Source organism: Bradyrhizobium sp. SEMIA, from assembly GCF_014844175.1.
In the GTDB taxonomy this organism is placed as follows: Bacteria; Pseudomonadota; Alphaproteobacteria; order Rhizobiales; family Xanthobacteraceae; genus Bradyrhizobium; species Bradyrhizobium arachidis.
In genome coordinates this window covers 7316205-7336617 of the sequence record NZ_CP046601.1, presented here as the reverse complement: position 1 = coordinate 7336617, position 20413 = coordinate 7316205, and the positions used below count along the sequence as shown (strand labels likewise).

Sequence of the window (20413 nt, the reverse complement as noted above, 5' to 3'; positions counted from 1 at the left end):
GGAATCGGCGGACAAGCCCGAACGTCCCACATTGCGAATCCCTGCCTTGTGCTAGCCGACCGGAACGGGACACGGCGGATCCGGATCGTCCGGCATGGCGGGAGTGATCGACATGCTGATGATGAGGAGACGAGGGTCGAAGGTTCGGCGCGTAGTGTCCTCCAGCACGCGGGCGCTATTCGCGAGTGCGAAGAACATGACTGGATGAAAGATCGTGCCGATCCGCATGCGCGTGATCGCGCCCGTCGGATCGCGCGCGAAGAACCGGCCTTCGGCCTCTCGCCTGACGAGTTGCCATCGACGACATACTACGCCTCGATCGGTGATACTTGTCCGGAGTGCCCAACCGATCAAGGTTGAGATGCTTGATCCTAAGGACTGCTCAAATTTCTCATTTTGAGCAGCAATCTCGGAGGCGCCTCAGCCTAACAAGTGCTGGACTCTGAAATCAAATCGGAACGTACTTACCTCATCGCCGCGGGACCGAGGCTTTCATCGGTGACCGAGAGACCGCTCGCGCTCCCGCCAACTAGGAGAGTGCATCGATGCCAATCGCAAGACGGAGCGACCTGATTGTTGCGAATGATTGAACAGAAGATTCCTACGATTGCCGCATAAGCGCACTCGATCGGGCCACTGACAAGAGTGAGCCTCGATCTAAGAAAGTCAAACTTGCCCCGCGCACCACAGGAGCTTACCTGCCCAAAGTGGCGTATTCGTCTGATCATCGGCAAGCCAAAGCATCGAGAACACGACGTAGCGTCGCTATCACCGTCGCTATCGATCCGGATGCGGTGCCGGTACCAGGATCAATGTCGATGATGCCCTGGCTCTTTTCGATCGACGCGCTGCCATCGTCGTCAATGGCGCTTCGGCCACTTCCCGCGGTGCACAGACGACCCAATCTCGACCGCGACGAAGGCGCTATATACTCGCTTCAGCGTGCTTGCAATGCTCCGCCACCTGAACAGCTGGCTCAGACGAAGGCCGGCCATGCGAGCTGCCCTCGGAAACACTGGCACCGAGCTGCAGCGATGATGCAACAAGCCGCTCCTTCTCATCCAGCGATCACCGCGCCGCCGCTTCTCGTAGGATTACCGCGGGGGCCGCTATCGCGTTCGTCAAACTAGGTGGCCTTTCGCGGAGGTATATGACTCGGCGTACGGTCCCACTGCCCCGCGCTTAGAGAGAAAGATGCCATTGACCGGCGCTCAGTCGCCGCCCTCGCGTCTCGTCCACAACATGCCGTCGCACCACACGTGGTCAACGCGATTCCACTGGCAGGCAGATGCCGCATTCGGGAAAAAGCCGCGTCCATTGTGATTGGCGCTGGTGTTGCATAGTAGCGGAATGCCTGTGAGGCCTTCGTATTCGACGAGAAGTTCGGCGATCTTGTGCCGAGAGGTCCTGCAAATGGTCTGCAATCGCGCAGATCCGTCCAGATGCACAACAGCGGGGATCTTATCCCGCCATTCTGCTCGTGTTAGGTGCTCGAACAGCATGTAAGGGTCTGGCGTTCCGGGACTAAAAATATCCGGCGCCCGATCCTCCAGGCATATTGGCGCTACAGGCCGGAAGTGCTCGCGAAGTTTGATGTCGTTGAGACGGTCCTTCATTTGCGGCGATGTCGCCGCGGCCAGTATGCTTCTGCTACCGAGAGCCCGAGGTCCAAGCTCCGCGCGGCCGGCAAGAAAAATGACGGGTTTGTTGCTGGCGAGAATGGTTGCAAGTTCACGCATGCTGCATGGTGAGCCGCCCCATCCGGGCGGCATGTCGCCTCGTTCCACGGCTGGACCACTATAGACGGACCATTCCAATGGTACAAAACCTTGGTCCGCCGCCAATGCGGAGCAAGCAGCACCTATTGCCGAGCCACTGTCATTCGGAAAGGGTGGCACCCAGATAGCATCGAACAAGCCGGCAGCTCGTAGTGCACTATTCCATTTTATGTTGAGGCCGCAGCCACCGACTATGCACAGATTGCGCGCGGGAAACCTCGAATGTCTCTGTATAGCACTCGCCAGTTTGCTAACGAGCAGACGCTCTTGGAAGCAATGAAAGGATGCAAGCACATCTGCGGGGGCTTTGGCCTTTAACCGTGGCACGCAGGCATCGAAGAACGCATGGACAGGCTCAAGCGCGGCGTCCTCGCTGCAACGACCGACTGGCTCCGTGAACATGCTAAAGTGCTTTTCATAGAGCTCCTGAAACACCTCGACGATGCTTTCATCGGCCGAACCGAGCGCGATGTAGGCCATCAACTTGCCCGCAACACCGAGGTCCCACTTGATGCGGTTAGCCTGCTTGTATGGTCCGAAGTGATAGCCTGCGGCAGCATAAGCATGCCCGATCAGCGGAAAGAGGCACTCGACGAACCTGGCTGCGTGGCGTTCTACATGGTAGAGCCGTGGAAAGGAGGCGCCGTCCCAAACCAGACAGAACGCGGGTTGCCCGGCCTTGGCGAAAGGACTGGTACAAAAAGCGGAAGCCACGTGACCTGTGACATGCGGATAGCTTTTATAAGGGAAGGCGCTCCCCTTGAGCATCAGCCCAGCGCCGTCGTGCGCTATGAGGAGGCCGTCGGCATCGCCCTCAACATACGGCGCCCCTTTCAGGGTAATGGGCGCAGTCCCGCTGAGAACCTGAAATTGTGACTCACTCTCGCCCCACCATCCATCGATGACGAACCGGTCAACGTCCCGCGGATCCAAACCGTGTTCTGCCAAGGCGACAACAACCGCATCGAGATTGTGGAGCTTTTGATATCGCGGATTATTGTCCCGCTTCTCCTGCTCCACACAAAAGACCAGCCTTCCGTCCTCGACAAGGGCGACTGCTCCGTCATGAGTCAGTTTGATACCGCAGATTCGCATACAGTCTCCGAACCTAATGTCAGATACACTCGATTTGAACGCTCTCCCCAACCGCTGCTCATGTCGCGAGACTCAGATGGGCTCCCATCTTTCACGATGCACGCTCTGGGCCAGTTCCAATCAGAGGAATCGCCGGCAATTGTCTGATTAAAGTCGAGATTGGAGGCTGCTTGACCGATTCGTGACACCGAACGTGTTCGGTTTCGGACGAAGCACTCGGGCCTACAGCAACAATTTCCATGCGCACGACCCGGGGGCCTCCCTTATGCCTAGCGAGGTAGAGCGGACGAGTGCGGCGAAATTCTCTGCCGGCTAAACGAGATCATGGCCGCGCTGCCACGAAATGGCTCAACGTGAAACGAACGCGCTTCGCAATTCAGTTCGCGCCTAGGCATTCGCGCTAGCACGACATTATGCATCGTGGCGACTGCGCATATCATAGGTGCCATGTGCCGAGATTCCGGGAGTGTCGGTAACACCGATGCGCTAGTCTGCACCGCTTTGGGAGTGACGGCACTTTGAGAAAACAAACAGATGCTCCCTTTTTAGTGATGTCTCGCTCAACGTCGCGAACAGCCCCTGATCGTTGCACCGTCGTCTATGTTGCGTGAAGACACAGGGACGAGGATGCCCTCGACGGCTAAGGCTCGGCAGTACAGGATCCGGGATCATGGCGGCTTGGTATATCCGCCTACCCACCTTTTATCTCAGCGCCGCCGATCGAGTCGCGCTTTGCCGCCAAGCACGTGGATCCCTGAGTTCCCTCGGGCTCGAAGGATTTCGGACACAAGTAATTTGGCCACGCGCGCCGCGACAGAGCCGTTGAAGGTGACCAAACTGTTTGAAGGTGCATCGTCATGCGTTGGTCCGCGTAAGCGACACGATTCGTTCTGGCCAAGATTCATGGTCCTGATCAATCACCACTGTTAGTAGTTGATCAGGCGAGCGTCGAACGCCACTCTCTGGCCTCTCTGAGCTCCTTTTCTTAGGCTGGTTGACTTTAAAGACCCGGTTTGGTGGCTGGACGCAAAAATAAAAGACATGAGTGGAAGATCAGAAGGCTTTCGTCGACCTTGAGCCCCCCTTCCTGCTCGCTCCGGTGCGGAGCGTTTCGCACATGGTTGTAGCATCCTGAACATCGCGTGGGTGCTTAAACGACGCACAATACCACTCGATGGACTCGATGGCTAGAATGGCCTGTCTTCCAACCCTACTCGCTCCGGAAATGCCAGCTAGCATATGCAAAGCGCTGGTACGACGCTTGCTTAAGGATGAAGCGACGTGCCATCGAGGCGCCCCCGCCAGAGCGACTCCTTAACAAGTGGGTAACTATATGTCCGGTGTCGCCGGTGCATTTTTCTGCGCTTCAAGCGAACCATCGCCCCGTGTCGTTGATCAGCTGAACAAAATGATTCCGACACTTGCACTCCGTGGGCAAGCGGGCGTCATCGTCTCTGCTTTTATGCAAGAGCGTGGGCTCCGGTATGGAAGGGCCTTTCAATCGAACGATGGTTCGGTGCGCATTGACTGCATCGAACAGGACCCGTGCTTTCGGCCTCATGTTGCAATCGCGCAGATCCGTAGCGGATCCTGTGGAGCTAGGGATGACGACGACGTGCAGTCAAATCCTAGCCGCCATTTTGCCATTGCTCTGGACGGCGCCTTGGTGAACGCTCATGAACTCAGGAGCGAAGTACTCGCTCGAGGACAACTTACAGATACGAATACAGACGCCGAGCTCTTGCTGAGGTGGATTGAACACTCTTGCGAACGAGAATATTGGCGTCACGGCCGGCCCGCAAACTACGAAGCTATCTTTCGCGAGCTTGATAATCGTATCGATGGTGCCCTTAGTGCGCTTTTGCTAGATAAGAACGGAGATCTTGTTGCATACCGCAGTCGAAGCGGTTTGCGACCATTGGAGACTATGCGAGCAAGTAATGGCTTGCTGCTCTTTGCTTCTGAAAATTGCGCCTTCGCAGGCTTGGAAGGTGAGATCAGCCAGCTCTCGCCTGGGAGCATACAGCGCATGGATGCTAAGACCGGCGCCAGCGTTGACCATGCCCTGAACTGCCGAGGACATAAGGCCAAGCTCTGCGCGTACGAAGCTCTCTATTTGGGAAGTCCAAACACATCGGTGGAGGGCCATTCACATCGCCAAACCCGTTACAACATCGGGCTCTCTTTGGGGAGAATTGTTGCGGAGCGACTTCAAGCAGCGCCACTCTTGATGCCGCCAATCGTGTCCTCAATGCCAAATACTGGGGGGCCGTACGCCGATGGTCTGTTTGACTCTCTCGCCGAACAGGGCGTGCTTGCCGAGCGTAGTGACGTAGTGGCAACGCAATTTCATGAGCGAACGCTCCTCGGCAGAACAAGCGCCCGGCAATCTCGCATTGCCCGGAAGTATCGAGTGTCGGAGCCCGCCGTAGCTGAACGGACGGTAATAGTTGTCGACGAAGCCCTCATTCGAGGCGATACCAGCCAAGCCGTCACAACGATGCTCCTTGCCGCTGGAGCCAAACACGTACATTGGGCGATAGGTTCTCCCCCTATAGTTGCGCCAAACTACTACGGCATGGGTATTGATACGCTAGATGAGCTCGCATTCTGGCAGGCATTGAAGCGGCTGCCGTCCGAACTGCGCGCCCAATGCCTTCGCTTCCACAGGATGGAGCCGCCAGCGCTCAGAATCGTTGAGAGCAACATCGCGACGGCGATCCAAGCGGCATCGATAACTTATCTGCCTTTCCGCGCCCTTGTATCCGTTTTGGCCAACAGGCTAGAGGGCATCGATCTGTCACCGTTCACGTTCGAGATGCCGACCCCCGCTGGACGGCAGCGCGCGCGTAGGCACTTGGAAGCGTTGCTGGCCGCTCTTCCTGTCAATACCCGCCTGAGGTCAGGATCATGAAACCCGCTCTCGTATTTGACTGGAACGGAACACTGCTCGATGACACCTATGCGCTGCTCGAAACGACCAACGTCATTTTGGACCGCTTTGGTCGTCCGAGCATCGATATAAAGACCTTTCGGGACCGTTGTGATGTTCCCCTCTCTCATCTCTATCGTAGCCTTGGAATGTCGCGCGAAGAGATTGAGGCAGTTGAGCGTGACGATGGCGCACTGTTTCACGACTTATACGAGCCTCTTGCGGACAAGGCCGATCTCCGTGAGGGGGCGCGCAGAGTTCTCGAGAAGGCGCGACGACAATCCGCTCCACTCATCATCCTCAGCAACCACATAGTCGCGCCTTTACAGTCCCAGCTGAGGAGGCTTGGAGTAGATCACTACGTCACCGATGTGCTCGCTTTTGAAAGCCGCGCCACGCAATACAAATCGATGAGCAAAGGAGAGCGGCTTCGGCTTTATATGCAAAGGTATGACCTGAAGCCCGCATCAACCTTCATCATCGGCGATATGCCCGTGGAGACCGATATTGCACGTAATCTCGGTCTGACGAGCATATCCATTACCGGAGGATTTGTTTCGACCTCGCGCCTGCAAGCCGCGCGTCCAGATTACACAATCAACAACCATCACGAGCTGCTGCCCATCCTGCAAAGCCGTGGCTACTTTTCGGAATGCTAAGTCATGAGCAAGGAACCATCAGCGAGCGCGGCTCCCAGACTGATCAAGCAGAGCGTAGGGCTTATCGGAGCGGGGCGCATGGGAACAGGTATAGGCATCAGCCTGCTGCGTCAGCAACGCGAACTCCACATCAAAGTCAACAAGAAGCGGTTCGGTGCCGATCGCCTGATAAATGCAGGGGCCCGCGAACATACGTCGATCGCTGAGTTGGCGCAGCATGTAAGTGTGGTGGTGTTGTGCTTGCCGTCCAGCCGCGAAGTTGAGATGGTGTGCCTTGATGACGATGGACTATTTGGCCACATGTGCCGAGGAGGCTTGATAATTGATTGTACAACTTCGTATCCTGCCTCGACTATTGTATTGGCGAAAACGGCGCAAAGACGAGGTCTAAGCTTTATTGATGCTCCCGTAACACGAAGCCCCGAGCAAGCAGAGCTCGGCCTTCTCAATGCGATGGTTGGATCGGATACAACACTCTTTCCCGTCGCTGAACGCATTCTTGCTGCGTTTTGCGAGACCGTGACGCATGTTGGAGATGTCGGACACGGCCACAAGCTCAAGCTTGTTTACAACAGCATGACTATGGGCATAGCTGCGGTCGCCGCTGAGGTCTGCCAATTCGCGGATAGTCTTCAGATAGATCTTGTAACACTACGGTCTTTGGTCAGTCGGGGCTCTACGAACAGTGGAATATTCCAAGCCTTCGCCGCCTTTTTGTTGGGAGAGAAACCGGATGCACTGGCAATCTCGATTGCAAATGCTGCAAAGGACATCGAGTGTGCTGTGCGCCTAGCGCGCGAGAGTGCCGTTTCCGTGCCGGTCCTGGATGCTGCCGCGCAGGAACTCAACCTCTCAGTTGTCGCAGGCAAAGGTGAACTGACGCTACCACATTTGGCCCTATCGTAAACGCTTGGTATGGCTCCAAGCGGGCCATTTTTCCACGTACCCCTCGACTCCCTCGTCATCGAGAACGATGATTAGGACGAGACGGTCCGCATCTTCAAAGAAGTCGGCGGCGTTTCATTCGACGATGGGCGGAGTTCGATCCAAACAGCCTCAAGGTCAATCGCATTCGCGAGGAAACCGAGTATGGCGGACTGCGTATCACCGCCGACGCATTGTTCCGCCAAGGCCCGTATCGTTATCGATATGTCCTTTGATGATGCGGTCGAACCGGGTCTACTGGAAATGGACTTGTCGGTTCTCCACGATCTTCCTGCTCCGCATCTGCGCGCTTATGCGCGTGAGATGGTCATCGCCGAGAAATTCGGCGATGGTCATGCTGGGCCGCGCCAATATTCGTGGTGCTCGCGGGCTATCATTGGCGCGGAGGCTTGAGGGCTTTGGACGCAGCTGTTATCCGTCCGCGCCGATTTGCCGGACAAGGTATCTTACTTCTGCTCCCGCCTGAATGAACAATAAGGTGTCAGTCCCGCAAAGAAAAAGAACCGCTGCCGGATTTCTCCGACAGCGGCTGAAGTCTGGGGAGAAGGCAGGCGTACCGGTCTGCCAGCGGAGAAGGGGAAAGCGCTTGAGGCGATCCGGCGGCACTGTCGAACAATCGTTCTGCTCCGGTTTGGCACCTGGGATTCCGGTTCTAGCTCGCCTGGCTCACAAATTTAGTGTCGAGATAGCCCTCGATTGCCTCAAGGCCACCTTCCGAGCCGAAGCCGGACTCCTTCGTTCCTCCGAAGGGCACTTCGGGAAGCCCCAGCCCATGATGATTGATCGATACCATCCCGCATTGGAGATCGGCCCCGATCGCGGCCATGGTTGCGGCGGATCGCGTGTAGGCATAGGCGGCGAGCCCGTAAGGCAGTCGATTGGCCTCCGTGACAACGTCGTCATAGGTTTTAAACCGCGCAATCGGGGCGACAGGGCCGAACGGCTCTTCATTCATGATGCGCGCTCGAGGTGGAACATCGGTCAGGACCGTCGGCGCGAAGAAGCATCCCGCATTGCCGATACGCTTGCCGCCGGTGCGCAACTGGGCGCCGCAATCGAGAGCGTCCGCGACAAAGCTCTCCATTGCGTCGACCCGCCGCGAATTGGCGAGCGGTCCCATGCGGCTATCTCTCTCAAGGCCATTGCCAACCTTGATCGCGCTGGCCTCGGCAACAAACCTCTTGACGAAATCTTCATAGACACTCTCATGCACCAGAAACCGCGTCGGCGAGACGCAGACTTGGCCGGCATTGCGGAACTTGTTCGCCGACAAGATTCTTGCGGCTTTCTCGACGTCGGCATCTGGGAAAACGATGGCAGGCGCGTGCCCGCCGAGCTCCATGGTGGCGCGCTTCATGTGGGCGCCGGCAAGGGCTGCGAGATGCTTTCCGACTACGGTCGAACCCGTGAAGGAGACTTTACGGACGATAGGATGGCGTATGAGATGATCTGAAACTTCGGATGGCACGCCGAAGACGAGATTGATCACGCCCGCCGGCAAGCCCGCATCCGCGAAACTACGCACCAACTCCATGCAGCTCGCTGGCGTCTCTTCAGGTCCCTTGACGATGATGGAGCAGCCGGCCGCTAGGCTCGCCGAAATCTTCCGCACGGCCTGGTTGATTGGAAAATTCCAAGGCGTAAATGCCGCAACCGGCCCGACCGGCTCCTTCGTCACGAGCTGGGCGACATTGCCAAGGCGCGCCGGCACGATCCGCCCATAAGCGCGCCGCCCTTCTTCGGCGAGCCAGTCGATGATATCGGCAGCGAGGAGCGTTTCGGCACTCGATTCGCTCAGCGGCTTACCCTGTTCGAGGGTCATGATTGCAGCGATGCCGGCTGCACGCGAGCGTATGAGCTCGGCGGCCTTGCGCATGGTCCTGTACCGGTCGAAGGCTGAAACCTTCCGCCAGATCTCGAATCCGTCCGCGGCGGCCGCGAGGGCACGATCAAGATCACCGCGGGAGGCGTAAGGCGTTTCACCAATGGGCTGTCCGGTCGCGGGGTTGAGGATCTCTTCCGAGCGCTCCGCCTCCCCTTCCGTCCATTCCCCGGCAATGAACATCTTGATCTGGGGGTACACAGGTTGTGCCTGCACCGCTTGTTCCGGATTGTTCATGCCTCAATGTCCCCAGCGAAGAGCGAGCGGGTTGAGCTCGTGCGCAAGCTCGATCAATCCAGCTCTCGTCGCCGGATGGAGCCGATCGAGCGGATGCCGCACTGCTTCGCATTTGATCACACCACCTTCAGCCATCACGCTCTTGGCAGCGCGCAGGCCGCACTGGCGGTTCTCGAAATTGATGAGCGGCAGCACCTTTGCATAGGCTAGAGCGGCTTCCTGCCTGCGTCCCGCTTTGTGGTGATCGAGCACCGGGCGAAGCAGATCGGGCAGCAGCGCACTCGACATCGTTCCGGTCGCACCGGCGTCGAGGTCTGCCATCATCGTGATGGCCTCCTCCCCGTCAAAAGGACCAATGATGGCCTCACCGCCGAGCTCGATCAGACTGCGCAACTTGGCAGCAGCAAACGGCACCTCGATCTTGAAATATCTGGCGAGCGGCACCTCACAAGCGAGGCGGACGAGAAACGGGACCGTCAATGTAACGCCGGAGAGCGGCGCGTCCTGGACCATGATTGGAATCCCTGCCGCGTCCGCGACCCGGCCGAAATGCCCAATCATGGCCCCGTCATCCGCCTTGAGGCTTGCACCATGATAAGGCGGCATCAGCATGAGGAGGCTTGCGCCACGTTCGGCCGCATAGCGGGCGCGTTGCACCGCAATCTGGGTGCTGAAATGGCTGCAGGTCACCATCACTGGCTTACGGCCCGCGACATGCGAAAGACAGAGCTCGACCAGAATGTCGCGTTCTTGATCAGACAGCAGGAACTGCTCGGAATAGTTGGCTAGAATGCAGATTCCGTCCACGCCTTGATCGATCATGCAATCCAGCACGCGCCGCTGCCCTTGGAGATCGAGATCTCCAGCCTCCGTGAACGGCGTCGGAGCGACCGGGAACAAGCCGCGATAGATGGGAGTTTTCGCATTGCTCATGTAGAGGATTCCAGACAGGAGGCGGTCACTTGCTGTCGAACGGGGGCAGCCATGCAAACATCTAAGGAGTGGCGCCGATACCGGCGCACTTTTTTTGACAGATTGACTGGCGTGGCGTCACAAACGAGATTGGTTTGAGGCTTTGCTCGCGTTGGACGGCTTTCGTGCCTCCTCATTAAATCCAGCCAGGCGGCACCAGGTCGGTGAGGACGGCAAGACATTCAAACAGGAAGTAGCTTCCGAAGATCAGCTCGACGTTCTGGGCCGCATCGATATCGCGCACAATCGCCTTTCGGGTGAAGCAGCCGCCGATGAGCATTCCAGGCGGGCGCCGGTCATCGGGAGTAGTCGGCGTCAGGTATTTCGAGATCAGCTGAGTAACTGTTCGCTCCGCAAATAGTCTGTATTTGGCGCCCTGCTCAGGACCAAGTGCGGATGCGAGGCGCAGTGCCGCGGCAGCAGCGATAGCAGTGGCCGCAGTATCCCTGCTGGTGTTGGGGATCGCCGGATCGTCGAAATCCCAGAAGGCAATGAGATCCGCAGGCACATGATCGATCCACCAGTCAAGAAGGCGCACGGCGTAGTCGCGCCATAGCGGTTCATCCGGGCGGACCATGGCGGCGTGAGCGGTGTAGAGCATCGCCCATCCCTGCGCCCGGCCCCAGGTGCTGATATCGCTATATCCCTTGTGCGTGTGCGTTCTGAGCACCTTGCCGGTGTGTGGATCAAGGGTGGAAGACTGGATAACTGAATTGTCCTGCCGTACGTGGATCTCGAGGACACGCCGCATATGTGCATTGGCGACCTCATCCATCCGAGCATCGGAAAGCTCTTCCGCGGCCCAATAGAGCAGGCCTGTCGCCTGAAGGGAGTCGATGCTGCTCTCGGAGGCTCCGACTGCGCTCGCCTCCTCGGCATCCCTGCCCAACGGTATCAGTCCGAGGTGTGGATCGAACATATCACGAAGCGACCTTGCAGCTGTCAGAGCCACCTCGCGCGCGTTTTCGTCCTCGAACAGGATGCTGCCGAGGGCGCCAGCATGATAGAAGCCGAAACCCTTGAAGGCCGTAAGCCGCTCGGCACGCGGCAACATTCGGCTTAGCGCAGCACGCGCGTCTTCGATTGGGAACTGCCTGGGATCAGCGAGATGCGCGAGCCAAAGCTCGCCGACAAAGGCCCCGCCGGTCCAATCACCATCGGGCGTAAATGTCCATGTTCCATCGGCAGCACTCGCCCAGTGTGGCAAGCCCGAGTGTGCAGTGTCCCTGGTCTCGGCAATGCGCTTCAGCATACGCTCGCGCGCGAGCAGATATTGGCGTTCCGTCATGGCTTCTGGTCCAACATAAAACTCGCCGCGCGGCTTTGGCCTGGCGGCAACTGAAAGCTTTTTACCAACAGGTCCTGCCTGGCGTGAACGGTTAATGTTCACCAGACTTCCAAGCGTGCGCTTGGTTGCATCGGTGCCGAGGAGCACGCCTCGTCAGCAACACCGCAGGGAAAGCCGCGCGCAAGTTGATGCCGATCACCACGCCCTCCTGACGTAAGCGCGCTACTTTCGAGAAGTCACTTTGGTCGTTCAGTGATGCGAGTCCGCAGCGCCGATGGCGCCCGTATCGTAAAGATGCTTCAATTTCCTGGCGTCGTAGCCCAGCTCTTTCAGAATCTCTTCCGTTTGCGCACCGAGCTTTTGCGGGGGTAAACGCACGTCCGGCTGCTCGCCGTCGTAGCGCACGGGATGGCCGACGAGGGTGATGGGAGTTCCAGTCGCGCCGGTCACGACCTGGAAATTTCTGTTGTGCGCAATCTGCGGATCCGCAACGACGTCGGCATAATCGTTCACCGCAGCGTGCCAAATTCCGCGCGCCTCGAACAAGGCGATGCATTCGGTGGTTGTGCGTTTGGCGACACTGGGCGCAATCATGGCTGAGGCCTCGTCCCGCCGGCGATACGCCTCCTCGTCAGGAATTCGCTGGTCGACCGGAAGGTCAAGCGCGTCTGAGAGCGCCTCCAGCGATCCCAAAGAGATCGCAATGTGTCCATCGCGTGTTGCGTAGATGCCGTAGGGCGCGCCGTAGTACCAGCCCGCTACCGGACCCGGCTGACGGACGTCGTCAGGCCTTTGGCCGTTCAAGTAGCAGGTAAAAGATTCCATCTGTAGGTCGAGCGCAGCCGATAGTAGGCTAACATCGACGCGGCAGCCCTGCCCCGTGCGCGCTTTCCTCACCAGGGCAGCCAGGATGCCCGCCGCAAACAAGGCGGCGCCGTGATGATCAATGGCAGAAACGCCCACAGCCCGCGGCCCCTGCTCGCGACTTCCGGTGATCATCGCAAGTCCTGAGAGGGCCTGGATCAAGAGATCCTGGCCTGGGCGGTTGACGTAGGGCCCGTCAGGACCGTAGCCGGAGGCAGCCGCATAGATGATCTGCGGATTGATCTTCTTTGCATCCTCGTAGCCGAGACCAAGCTTGTCGAGCACACCCGGGCGGAAGTTCTCTGCGATCACATCCGATTTCGCGATCAGTTGCCTGGCGATGACGACGGCTTCGGGTTTTTTCAGATCGAGCGTAAGGCTGCGCTTGTTGCGGTTGCCCGTAAGAAGCAACATTGACTGGCCATCAACCCGCTTGTCCGCCCCGCCCCATTTCCTCTGAAAGGCCCCTCCGGGCGGCTCCACGGCGATTACGTCCGCACCGAGGTCGGCGAGAAACTGCACGCCGACCGGACCCATCAGAAAGTGATTGAGGCTGAGGACACGAATGCCCTTCAAAAGATCGACCATACGTCCTTGCTTTCGGTTTTGCCTGAAATCGAGCTGCTTGGCGCTCGACTTCTGAAATCGATTTCAGACTTAGGCCGCGCAAGAACCGGAGTCAAGCGAATCAACCAACTTTTGAATGAGATCCGCTTCCCCCGCTCGATGTGCGCATGAGAGGGTCAGAAATAGCGCCGACGGCCCGTATACAGGGCTTGAGAAGGTGGCGCTCGTGATGGTTTAACCCTCTTGAGGGGGTGATCCTCTCCTTCTCTTGGTTGACCAACGCAAATGGACAAAAAACCTGTAATCGCGCCAAAAGGCCGCCAGCAGCCGCGCGTGAAGATCGAGGACGTTGCTCGGAAGGCGAATGTGTCGCCGGCGACGGTGTCGCGGGTGCTCAATCACCCCGATATCGTACGGCCGGAGCTTCGCGACAGGGTCATGCGGCATATCAATGACCTCGCCTACACGCGCGATAGCGCAGCCAGAGCATTAAAATCAGGACGCATGCGGACCGTCGGCGTCATCGTTCCGACGCTGGCGCTCGGTATCTTTGCAGAAGGGGTCGAAGCGCTCCAGAACCGCCTCAGCGAAAGCGGCTACACGCTGTTCATTGCGAATTCGCAATATGACCAGCGGCGTGAACTTCAGGAACTGCAAAGTCTCATTGAACGTGGCATCGATGGAATCGTGCTGGTCGGAGCTTCCCACGGACGGGAGCTGAGGAGCCTGATCGAACAGGCAGGCGTACCCGTCATCACCACCTATGTTGCCAAGTCCGGCGGCGGCATCCCCGCGATCGGAATCGACAACGAAAGCGCCACCCGCGAGATGACAGAGTATCTGCTAAGGCTTGGACACGTCCGTTTCGGCGCAATTGCCAACGTTGTTGCTGCGTCAAACGACAGATCCCGCGCCAGGCTCGAGGGAATTCAGCGCGCGCTCTCGGACGCCGGCCTCCCGCTCAAGCCAACCCAGATCGTCAAGGCCGATTATTCGCTTGCCCAAGGCCGTAGTGCCCTTCGTCAACTCCTCACGGATCATCCGGACACGACAGCAGTCATCTGCACCACCGACACGCTTGCCATCGGTGCAATGGCAGAGGCTCGCAAGATGGGTCTGGCCGTACCGGCCACGCTTTCCATTACAGGATTTGACGATGTGGAGCTGGCGGCGCAAATGGACCCGCCGCTCACAACGATCAGTGTTCCGGCAGCAGAAATCGGCCGGGGAGCCGCCGATTATCTCATCAATGCCATCGCTGGAAGTCCTGTCCCGAGAAGTGTCGTGTTGCCTTATCGGCTGGTCATGCGCTCATCGAGCGCGCCGCCGCGCTCCAGCGTCCGTCCCGCCCGGCGCGGGCGCAGTCGAGATCATTGATCGGGCTCCGGTTCTTTAAATCCGTTTCAGAACCGTCGCCTATCCTTCGCGCCGAGGGACCCGGTGAGGCATTCCATTTCACCAATCGCCCGTCAGCAACTTTGCTGAGCATGCGACGCGCGCCTGCACGACCATCAACCGAACTAGAGGCTTCTCAATGCTCGCGTTCAACGTGAACGGAATGAACGGGTGCGTGATGGTGGCTGGCGCCGAGTTCGTGCAGTCTATGATGCAAGCGATGATGCGCAAGCTCCAGGGCAGCTCGCAGTCGCGCGTGTCGCGCTTCATCGGACTTGGGAGCAAGCGTGTCCATATAGGCGATCGATCCCTCGATTTGTGCAAGGACCGAGATTGCATCCGCGGTGGCAAAGATGGGCATCTCGCCTACTTTGACATATACCGCACTGGTGTGCGCCGCAATGTCGGCCTCGCGTCCGGCGACACTGCCCCGAACGCGCAGTGCGATCCAACATGAATCGCTAACGGGCACGGAGAGCTGCCCCTTGCACGATAAGCCCCCGCATCGAATCTCCTCGAGGACCGTGCCGTTACATATGAGCTCCACTCGTGCCGGCGGAACGCTGACTGATTCAATCCGCCAGTCGATCGTGAGGGTGCCGCCTGAACGGGGAAGGACCACCGTGCCTCCAGGGCGGCGTCCTTCAACGATCATCTCAACCAGAGGCCCGACCGTGATGAACGTGTCCCCGCTGCGCACGGCATCCATCCAGTTGCGATACGTGAAGTCGCGTTGGCCCAGCCGCACATAGGTCCGCGAGCCCCCGAGCAGTGCGGCCGCGTCCATCTTGTCGGAGCCGGCTACCAGCGGCAGATGGTAACCGATATTGAGGTAGCGATACCAGTCGGCAAGACCAAATGCGCTGATCTGCGCGGTCCGCGGGTTGAACGACATCATTTCGATGGCGTCAACAAGGCCGAGCACAATATCGGCCGCACGTTCCGCCTGCGGGTTCGGCGCATGCGGCATTACGACCAGGCCCCCTTGCTGACGGCAGCGCTCCGCCCAGTCGGCCATGGTCGCTTCCAGAACATGGCCGATCGCAGCTTCGTTGGATCCGCCGCAGGAGAGCGGATTGATCATCTCACCTTCGTAGCCGAGCAGCGATATGTGCCCCAGAACCTGCATCCGGTTCTCCGTGCCGACCCGAACCAGGAATTCCCCGTCCCCGCCGAAATCCTTTGCCCCGATCGTCGTGCGCCCGTCGAAATCGGCGACGTTGGTGAATAGCTCGCCCCACTGTGCGGCGAGCAGGTTGACGACGTTGACATCCTCCGCCTTGCCCTCAAGCAGCGCCGTCTGCGGGCTCAGGAAATGAACGTGCGTATCAGAGCTGACCCATCCCTGTTCGCGCCAGCGCAGCACACGGTCGAGCTCAAAGGTGAGATTGTCCGTCGTTGCGGTGATTTCGACGATGGTGCGCAGCGGGCGCACCTCAAAACCCCTGCTGATCTCTACGAACACGGGCCCGAGCGGCAGGTCCGCCTCGCAGCTGCCGTCCACGTAGGCGTACTGGTTCAGCCCATTGGCAAATTCGCCCGAAAAGTCCTCGAACCTGCCGGTATTGACCTTGCGGTGATGTCCCTGGGGTGGCAGATACTCTCCGTGCGCACCATGGACATGCAGTCGCGCGGCAACACGCACCCCGCTGCCCTTCTCCACGATGCGGATCTTGACCGGCCTTGTGGCCGGTTCGACTGCGGCCACATTAAGCGAGGCGCCGCCTTCGTTACCGCCGCCTTCCAACGATCGAAGCTCGAACATATGCAAGCGGCCATCGTCGGAGCGCAGATAGAGCCTTGCGTCGGGATGCGCGGAGTACTCAACGATGACTTCGTTGGCCGAGCGTACGGGTTGCACATCAACTTTGGCGCCCAGCCAATCCGCTCTGGAGTACTCGAGCACTGCGCGGGCCGAGATGACCGTGCCGAGGTCCATGCCGATCTGCTCGCCTCGATCGTCGACATCGAGCTCGCCAAGCTTATTGAGATGAACCCCGGGCGGCAGCCTTACCTTCAGCTTGCGACGGCCCTGGAGGCGCAACGGGTGCTGGGTGAGCGTGGTCGTGGTCACCGCAAAGACAAGCGAGATTTCCTGTTCCGCGTGCAAGCTTAGCGCCGAAAGCTCCTTGTCCGGACAGGGGTTCGGGAGCGCGTAAAGCCACAGGTTCTCACCTTGTCGATCCATACGTCCCGATTGGGTGCGGGCCTCGCCCTGGAAGAAGCTCGCCCCCGGCGCTCTGCCGAGTATAAAGTCCTCGCCCGTGCTTGCATGCACGATGGGGCCGCGTAGCGGCAGGGCGGCGAACGCACTCGCACTCCAGGAGATGTGGTTCTGCTGGATCGCGAAGCGGCGCAGCACCGGCACGTCGGTCTCGCTGCCGTCGGCATAGCGGAGCCCGTATGTCGCCACCCGGTCGCCGAGTGGATTACCTTCAACAGGCAGCGTAGCAGGGCCGATCTCTCCGAAACCCTCGGGACTTGTACTGGGGCGGTCTGCGACCACTTGCACGAACAGCACATAGCTCGCCGTTGCCCGCGGCAACGCAATTACGGCAGGAGAGGCCCCGGGGCGCAGCTCCAGCACATCCGGCCCTGTTTCGGTGCCGAACAGAAAGGGCATGCCGCGATGAGTCTGGAGCCCACGAAGCGAATCGATCCAACCGGTATCACCCGGGCGGGCCGCGAACCCTTCACCCGTATTTGCGCGCCTGGCGTTGAAATATCGCTTCAGGTCCACAGGCGTGAAGTGCGGCGATGAAGGTGTTTTCATGCTTCGAACTCGAGCTTCAGGAACTCTGGTGCCGCGCAAGCAGTCTTTGTCTTGTGAATGACTGCTCGCGCAAGGACGCTTGCGCCAATCCCATGCTCATGCCCAGCATGAATGGATACGCGCGAACCCTTATGTTTTGCACCCGATGCGAACACTTTGCGTCTGTCGCGGCGAAGCGCAGGGGCAGAGTGCTCATTCACCGATGTAGAGGCGGCCGCGCTTCTTGGCGATCTGGTAGACCAGCACGCTCAGGAGCGCGATCAACGATCCGTAGACGGGAAACATCCAGGCGATGTGCTCGCGTTGCAACCAGACCAGCAGATAGGGTGACGTCCCGCCAAACAGAGAGACGCCGAGCGCATAGCCGAGAGCCACTCCGGTGGTCCGCACGGCGCGCGGCATCAGCGTTGTCGCGATGAAGTTATAGAGGGCCATGTTGAAGCCCACGATCGCGCCACCGAACACCGTGACAAAGAAGAACGTGACGATGCCCTTTTCCGAATAGAGCAGCGTCAGGAAGAAGCATGGGATGAGCAACAGGCGCAGCAGCGTGAACGCGCGCGAGGGTCGTACCTTGTCTGCGAAAGCGCCGACAAGAGGCGCCGTTGACATCCAGATCAGGACCATCAGCGTCATGATCCCGTACACATACGTGCTGTTCTCCTTGAAGACCGTGTTGGCCATGTTGGGCAGACCGGTGTTCCACGCATAGTTGGCGATCTGCACCGAGCCGATCACCAGGATGACGGCGAGCAGCGAAAGGCGGACGCTCCATAGCGTTTTCCACACACCGCCAGTCGTTTCCTGAATGCGCGAAGACTCGTCTTGCCGATGCATGGCTCGATTGATCAAGGTTTCCGGCACCGTCGTGCGGAGATAGATGATCAAAAGGCCCAGCAGGCCACCGACCGCAAAGGGTATGCGCCAGGCCCACTCGCGCATGGCTTCAGGTGCGACCGAGGCGCTCACCAGGAAGGCAACGAGGCTCGATCCAAGATTTCCCAACTGGATGAATGTGCCACCAATCAGACCGAGGTAGTGTCCCTCCTTTCCAGGTGGCGCCAATTCAATTGCAATGGCGTTGGCGACACCAGCCTCAGCGCCAGTGGCAAGCCCCTGAATGAGCCGCATGATCAGCAGCGCTATCGCCGCCGCGACGCCGAGGTCCTTGTAGGTGGGCAGCAAGGATATCAAAAGCGAGCAAACCGCCATGGCCGTAACCGAGATCAACATCACGCGCTTGTGGCTGATGCGATCTGCGACCGGCCCCAGCAAAGCCGCGCCCAGCGGTCGAGCGCAAAAGCCCGCCCCGTACACGGCCAGCCCCGCTAGCAGCGAGGTGGTGGGATCATCGGAAGGGAAGAAGTGCGGCGAGAGAAACGCTGCCATTACGCCGTAGACATTCCAGTCGTACCACTCCAGCGCCACCCCTCCTCCAAGGCCAACGGTCATCCGCTTGTTGGCAGTTTGCTTGTCAAGCTGGATGGATACAGCGCTGGGCTGAGCAATGATGTTCATGGGTCCTCGGACTCTATTGATGCGTTAATAATGTTGCGGGTCGCGCGAGAACGAGCAGCCGCTCGTCGGCTCACCTGCGCCCGCAGCGGCGGGGTCTACGAGAGCGGTGGCATGGAGCAGGCCGGACCGAGGGAGCGAAAGGTGCTCGGGATGCCGGCGGAAAGCCCGCCTCGCTTCACGTATTTGCGAGTCTCGCCTCAGGAGCGGCCATTGCACGAGCCTAATGCCGCAGGACGCCTCCATCGTTGCTTCCGACTTTCGCGGCGGCTCGCGTAAAGCGCGCGCGACAATCCGTGCCATTCCCATGGCTTACCCTCCTCCTGTTGCTCTAAGCGCGCTTCTGAAGAAGCTGATGTTCTTGTTGGACAGCGCAGCGCCAAAGACCGCCGCAGCGTCAATGAGATCCTTCAAAGGCGCCCCACCCTCGCCGGTCGCACGTTTCCGGTTTCCCGCATTTATCCGGCATTTAAACACCGGCTCCTGAAATCGATTTCAGAACCAATAAGAATTCGGATCGAGGGAGTCAAGCTGCTTTTTAAGGCTGAGGCCCGCCTCACGGGACACCGTCAGCCCCGCCTCGAGCGAGTGGCGCCAGCGACGCGGAGGCTGATTCAGCCAAAACAGCTTCCCAAAGAAGCGTCGTTGCTAAGAAATCGATTTCAGTTTATGCGCTGGTTCTCATATTCCTTCAGGAGAACCGCTCCATGACCAAGACATCCGATATCATCCTGTCCACATCTGTCGCGCCCCACGTGCGCCTTTTGACGCTGAATAGGACATCGAAACGAAACGCCTTGAGCAACGAACTGATTGTGGATCTAGGCGCGACCTTGCGCGATGCCGCTATTGACGAAGATGTCCGCTGTGTCGTGATATGTGGCAGCGATGCGTTCTTCTCTGCCGGCGCCGACATCAAGGAAATGCGAGAGCGCGGCTTTGAGGCAATCGACAATTCCGCGCGCCGTTCTGCCTGGCGGGATGTCGCCAATTTCCCCAAGCCTCTCATTGCCGCAGTCGAGGGCATTTGCTTCGGCGGCGGCCACGAATTGGCACTGCTCGCGGACATCGTGATAGCAGGCGAAGGGGCTGTATTTGGACAGCCTGAGATTAACATCGGGATATTGCCGGGCGACGGCGCGACGCAAAGGCTGACACGCGTGGCTGGCAAATCGCTGGCCATGCTGATGATCCTGAGCGGCCAATCCATCACGGCGCGGATCGCGATGCAGGCCGGCCTTGTGGCGGAAGTTGTCGAAAGCGGCAGGGCGCAGATTCGTGCGGTCGAACTAGCCGATCTGATTGCGCAAAAGCCTCCCCGTTCAGCTGAACTTGCCAAAGCTGCAGTTCTCGCCGCGTTTCAGACCACGCTGGACGCCGGGCTCGAGTTTGAACGCCAAGCCATCCGCTTTGCGTTCAGCACAGCTGACCAGCAGGAAGGCATGAACGCCTTCTTTGAGAAGAGGCCGCCGAACTATCTCGGAAACTAGCCACCGCGATCTGCTCGCATG

At 59.0% G+C, this 20413-nt stretch carries 14 protein-coding genes; 6 read left to right on the top strand and 8 right to left on the bottom strand.

The features are described from left to right. Positions 1-51 precede the first annotated feature (51 nt). Both FOM02_RS46980 and nodU read right to left on the bottom strand, forming a co-directional pair. Positions 52-228 (bottom strand): hypothetical protein, encoded by a 177-nt coding sequence (locus FOM02_RS46980; RefSeq protein WP_322596923.1) that lies wholly within the window; start codon positions 226-228, stop codon positions 52-54. A 983-nt stretch (positions 229-1211) separates the two neighbouring features. Next, on the bottom strand, positions 1212-2873 hold the full coding sequence (gene nodU, locus FOM02_RS35495) for a nodulation protein NodU (RefSeq protein WP_265440726.1): 1662 nt from the start codon (positions 2871-2873) through the stop codon (positions 1212-1214). A 1333-nt stretch (positions 2874-4206) separates the two neighbouring features. On the opposite strand from nodU, the gene FOM02_RS35490 reads away from it, so the two are divergent. The 4 genes from FOM02_RS35490 (at position 4207) to FOM02_RS35475 (ending at position 7802) form a co-directional block, all read left to right on the top strand. Further along, positions 4207-5787: a hypothetical protein gene (locus tag FOM02_RS35490; RefSeq protein WP_265440725.1), complete on the top strand. Its 1581-nt coding sequence runs from the start codon at positions 4207-4209 to the stop codon at positions 5785-5787. Beyond that, a complete protein-coding gene (locus FOM02_RS35485; RefSeq protein WP_265440724.1) occupies positions 5784-6464 on the top strand; it encodes an HAD family hydrolase in 681 nt (226 codons plus the stop codon). Before FOM02_RS35490 ends, FOM02_RS35485 begins: the two co-directional genes overlap by 4 nt. Positions 6465-6467: 3 nt before the next feature. After that, complete coding sequence (locus FOM02_RS35480) at positions 6468-7370, top strand: NAD(P)-dependent oxidoreductase (protein WP_265440723.1); 903 nt, start codon at positions 6468-6470, stop codon at positions 7368-7370. A 183-nt stretch (positions 7371-7553) separates the two neighbouring features. Then, positions 7554-7802, top strand: coding sequence for a hypothetical protein (locus tag FOM02_RS35475; protein ID WP_265440722.1), 249 nt, complete (start codon positions 7554-7556; stop codon positions 7800-7802). A gap of 259 nt (positions 7803-8061) precedes the next feature. On the opposite strand, the gene FOM02_RS35470 is transcribed toward FOM02_RS35475, so the two are convergent. The 4 genes from FOM02_RS35470 to FOM02_RS35455 all read right to left on the bottom strand — a co-directional run bounded on the left by FOM02_RS35470 (position 8062) and on the right by FOM02_RS35455 (position 13240). After that, a complete protein-coding gene (locus FOM02_RS35470; RefSeq protein WP_265440721.1) occupies positions 8062-9528 on the bottom strand; it encodes an NAD-dependent succinate-semialdehyde dehydrogenase in 1467 nt (488 codons plus the stop codon). A gap of 3 nt (positions 9529-9531) precedes the next feature. Beyond that, positions 9532-10461 (bottom strand): dihydrodipicolinate synthase family protein, encoded by a 930-nt coding sequence (locus FOM02_RS35465; protein ID WP_265440720.1) that lies wholly within the window; start codon positions 10459-10461, stop codon positions 9532-9534. A 175-nt stretch (positions 10462-10636) separates the two neighbouring features. After that, on the bottom strand, positions 10637-11935 hold the full coding sequence (locus FOM02_RS35460) for a hypothetical protein (RefSeq protein WP_265440719.1): 1299 nt from the start codon (positions 11933-11935) through the stop codon (positions 10637-10639). 102 nt (positions 11936-12037) lie between these two features. Then, positions 12038-13240: a CaiB/BaiF CoA transferase family protein gene (locus FOM02_RS35455; protein ID WP_265440718.1), complete on the bottom strand. Its 1203-nt coding sequence runs from the start codon at positions 13238-13240 to the stop codon at positions 12038-12040. A 264-nt stretch (positions 13241-13504) separates the two neighbouring features. Here FOM02_RS35455 and FOM02_RS35450 point away from each other — a divergent pair, with 264 nt between their 5' ends. After that, the gene (locus tag FOM02_RS35450) at positions 13505-14596 is read left to right on the top strand and encodes a LacI family DNA-binding transcriptional regulator (RefSeq protein WP_265440717.1); all 1092 of its coding nucleotides are present in this window, start codon (positions 13505-13507) and stop codon (positions 14594-14596) included. A 154-nt stretch (positions 14597-14750) separates the two neighbouring features. On the opposite strand, the gene FOM02_RS35445 is transcribed toward FOM02_RS35450, so the two are convergent. Continuing rightward, on the bottom strand, positions 14751-17387 hold the full coding sequence (locus tag FOM02_RS35445) for a CehA/McbA family metallohydrolase (protein ID WP_265440716.1): 2637 nt from the start codon (positions 17385-17387) through the stop codon (positions 14751-14753). A 192-nt stretch (positions 17388-17579) separates the two neighbouring features. Next, positions 17580-18905: an MFS transporter gene (locus FOM02_RS35440; protein WP_063617247.1), complete on the bottom strand. Its 1326-nt coding sequence runs from the start codon at positions 18903-18905 to the stop codon at positions 17580-17582. 704 nt (positions 18906-19609) lie between these two features. Here FOM02_RS35440 and FOM02_RS35435 point away from each other — a divergent pair. Further along, entirely contained in the window at positions 19610-20392 is a 783-nt protein-coding gene (locus FOM02_RS35435; RefSeq protein WP_265440715.1) for an enoyl-CoA hydratase-related protein, read from the top strand. The last annotated feature ends 21 nt before the right edge of the window (positions 20393-20413 follow it).

Bases quoted from the DNA above. Each gene is read 5' to 3' on its own strand.
- FOM02_RS35440 (WP_063617247.1), bottom strand. From the start codon at position 18,905: ATGAACATCATTGCTCAGCCCAGCGCTGTATCCATCCAGCTTGACAAG.
- FOM02_RS35475 (WP_265440722.1), top strand. From the start codon at position 7,554: ATGGCGGACTGCGTATCACCGCCGACGCATTGTTCCGCCAAGGCCCGT.
- FOM02_RS35450 (WP_265440717.1), top strand. From the start codon at position 13,505: ATGGACAAAAAACCTGTAATCGCGCCAAAAGGCCGCCAGCAGCCGCGC.
- FOM02_RS35480 (WP_265440723.1), top strand. From the start codon at position 6,468: ATGAGCAAGGAACCATCAGCGAGCGCGGCTCCCAGACTGATCAAGCAG.
- FOM02_RS35470 (WP_265440721.1), bottom strand. From the start codon at position 9,528: ATGAACAATCCGGAACAAGCGGTGCAGGCACAACCTGTGTACCCCCAG.
- FOM02_RS35490 (WP_265440725.1), top strand. From the start codon at position 4,207: ATGTCCGGTGTCGCCGGTGCATTTTTCTGCGCTTCAAGCGAACCATCG.
- FOM02_RS35485 (WP_265440724.1), top strand. From the start codon at position 5,784: ATGAAACCCGCTCTCGTATTTGACTGGAACGGAACACTGCTCGATGAC.
- FOM02_RS35465 (WP_265440720.1), bottom strand. From the start codon at position 10,461: ATGAGCAATGCGAAAACTCCCATCTATCGCGGCTTGTTCCCGGTCGCT.
- FOM02_RS35455 (WP_265440718.1), bottom strand. From the start codon at position 13,240: ATGGTCGATCTTTTGAAGGGCATTCGTGTCCTCAGCCTCAATCACTTT.
- nodU (WP_265440726.1), bottom strand. From the start codon at position 2,873: ATGCGAATCTGCGGTATCAAACTGACTCATGACGGAGCAGTCGCCCTT.
- FOM02_RS35435 (WP_265440715.1), top strand. From the start codon at position 19,610: ATGACCAAGACATCCGATATCATCCTGTCCACATCTGTCGCGCCCCAC.
- FOM02_RS46980 (WP_322596923.1), bottom strand. From the start codon at position 228: ATGCGGATCGGCACGATCTTTCATCCAGTCATGTTCTTCGCACTCGCG.
- FOM02_RS35445 (WP_265440716.1), bottom strand. From the start codon at position 17,387: ATGAAAACACCTTCATCGCCGCACTTCACGCCTGTGGACCTGAAGCGA.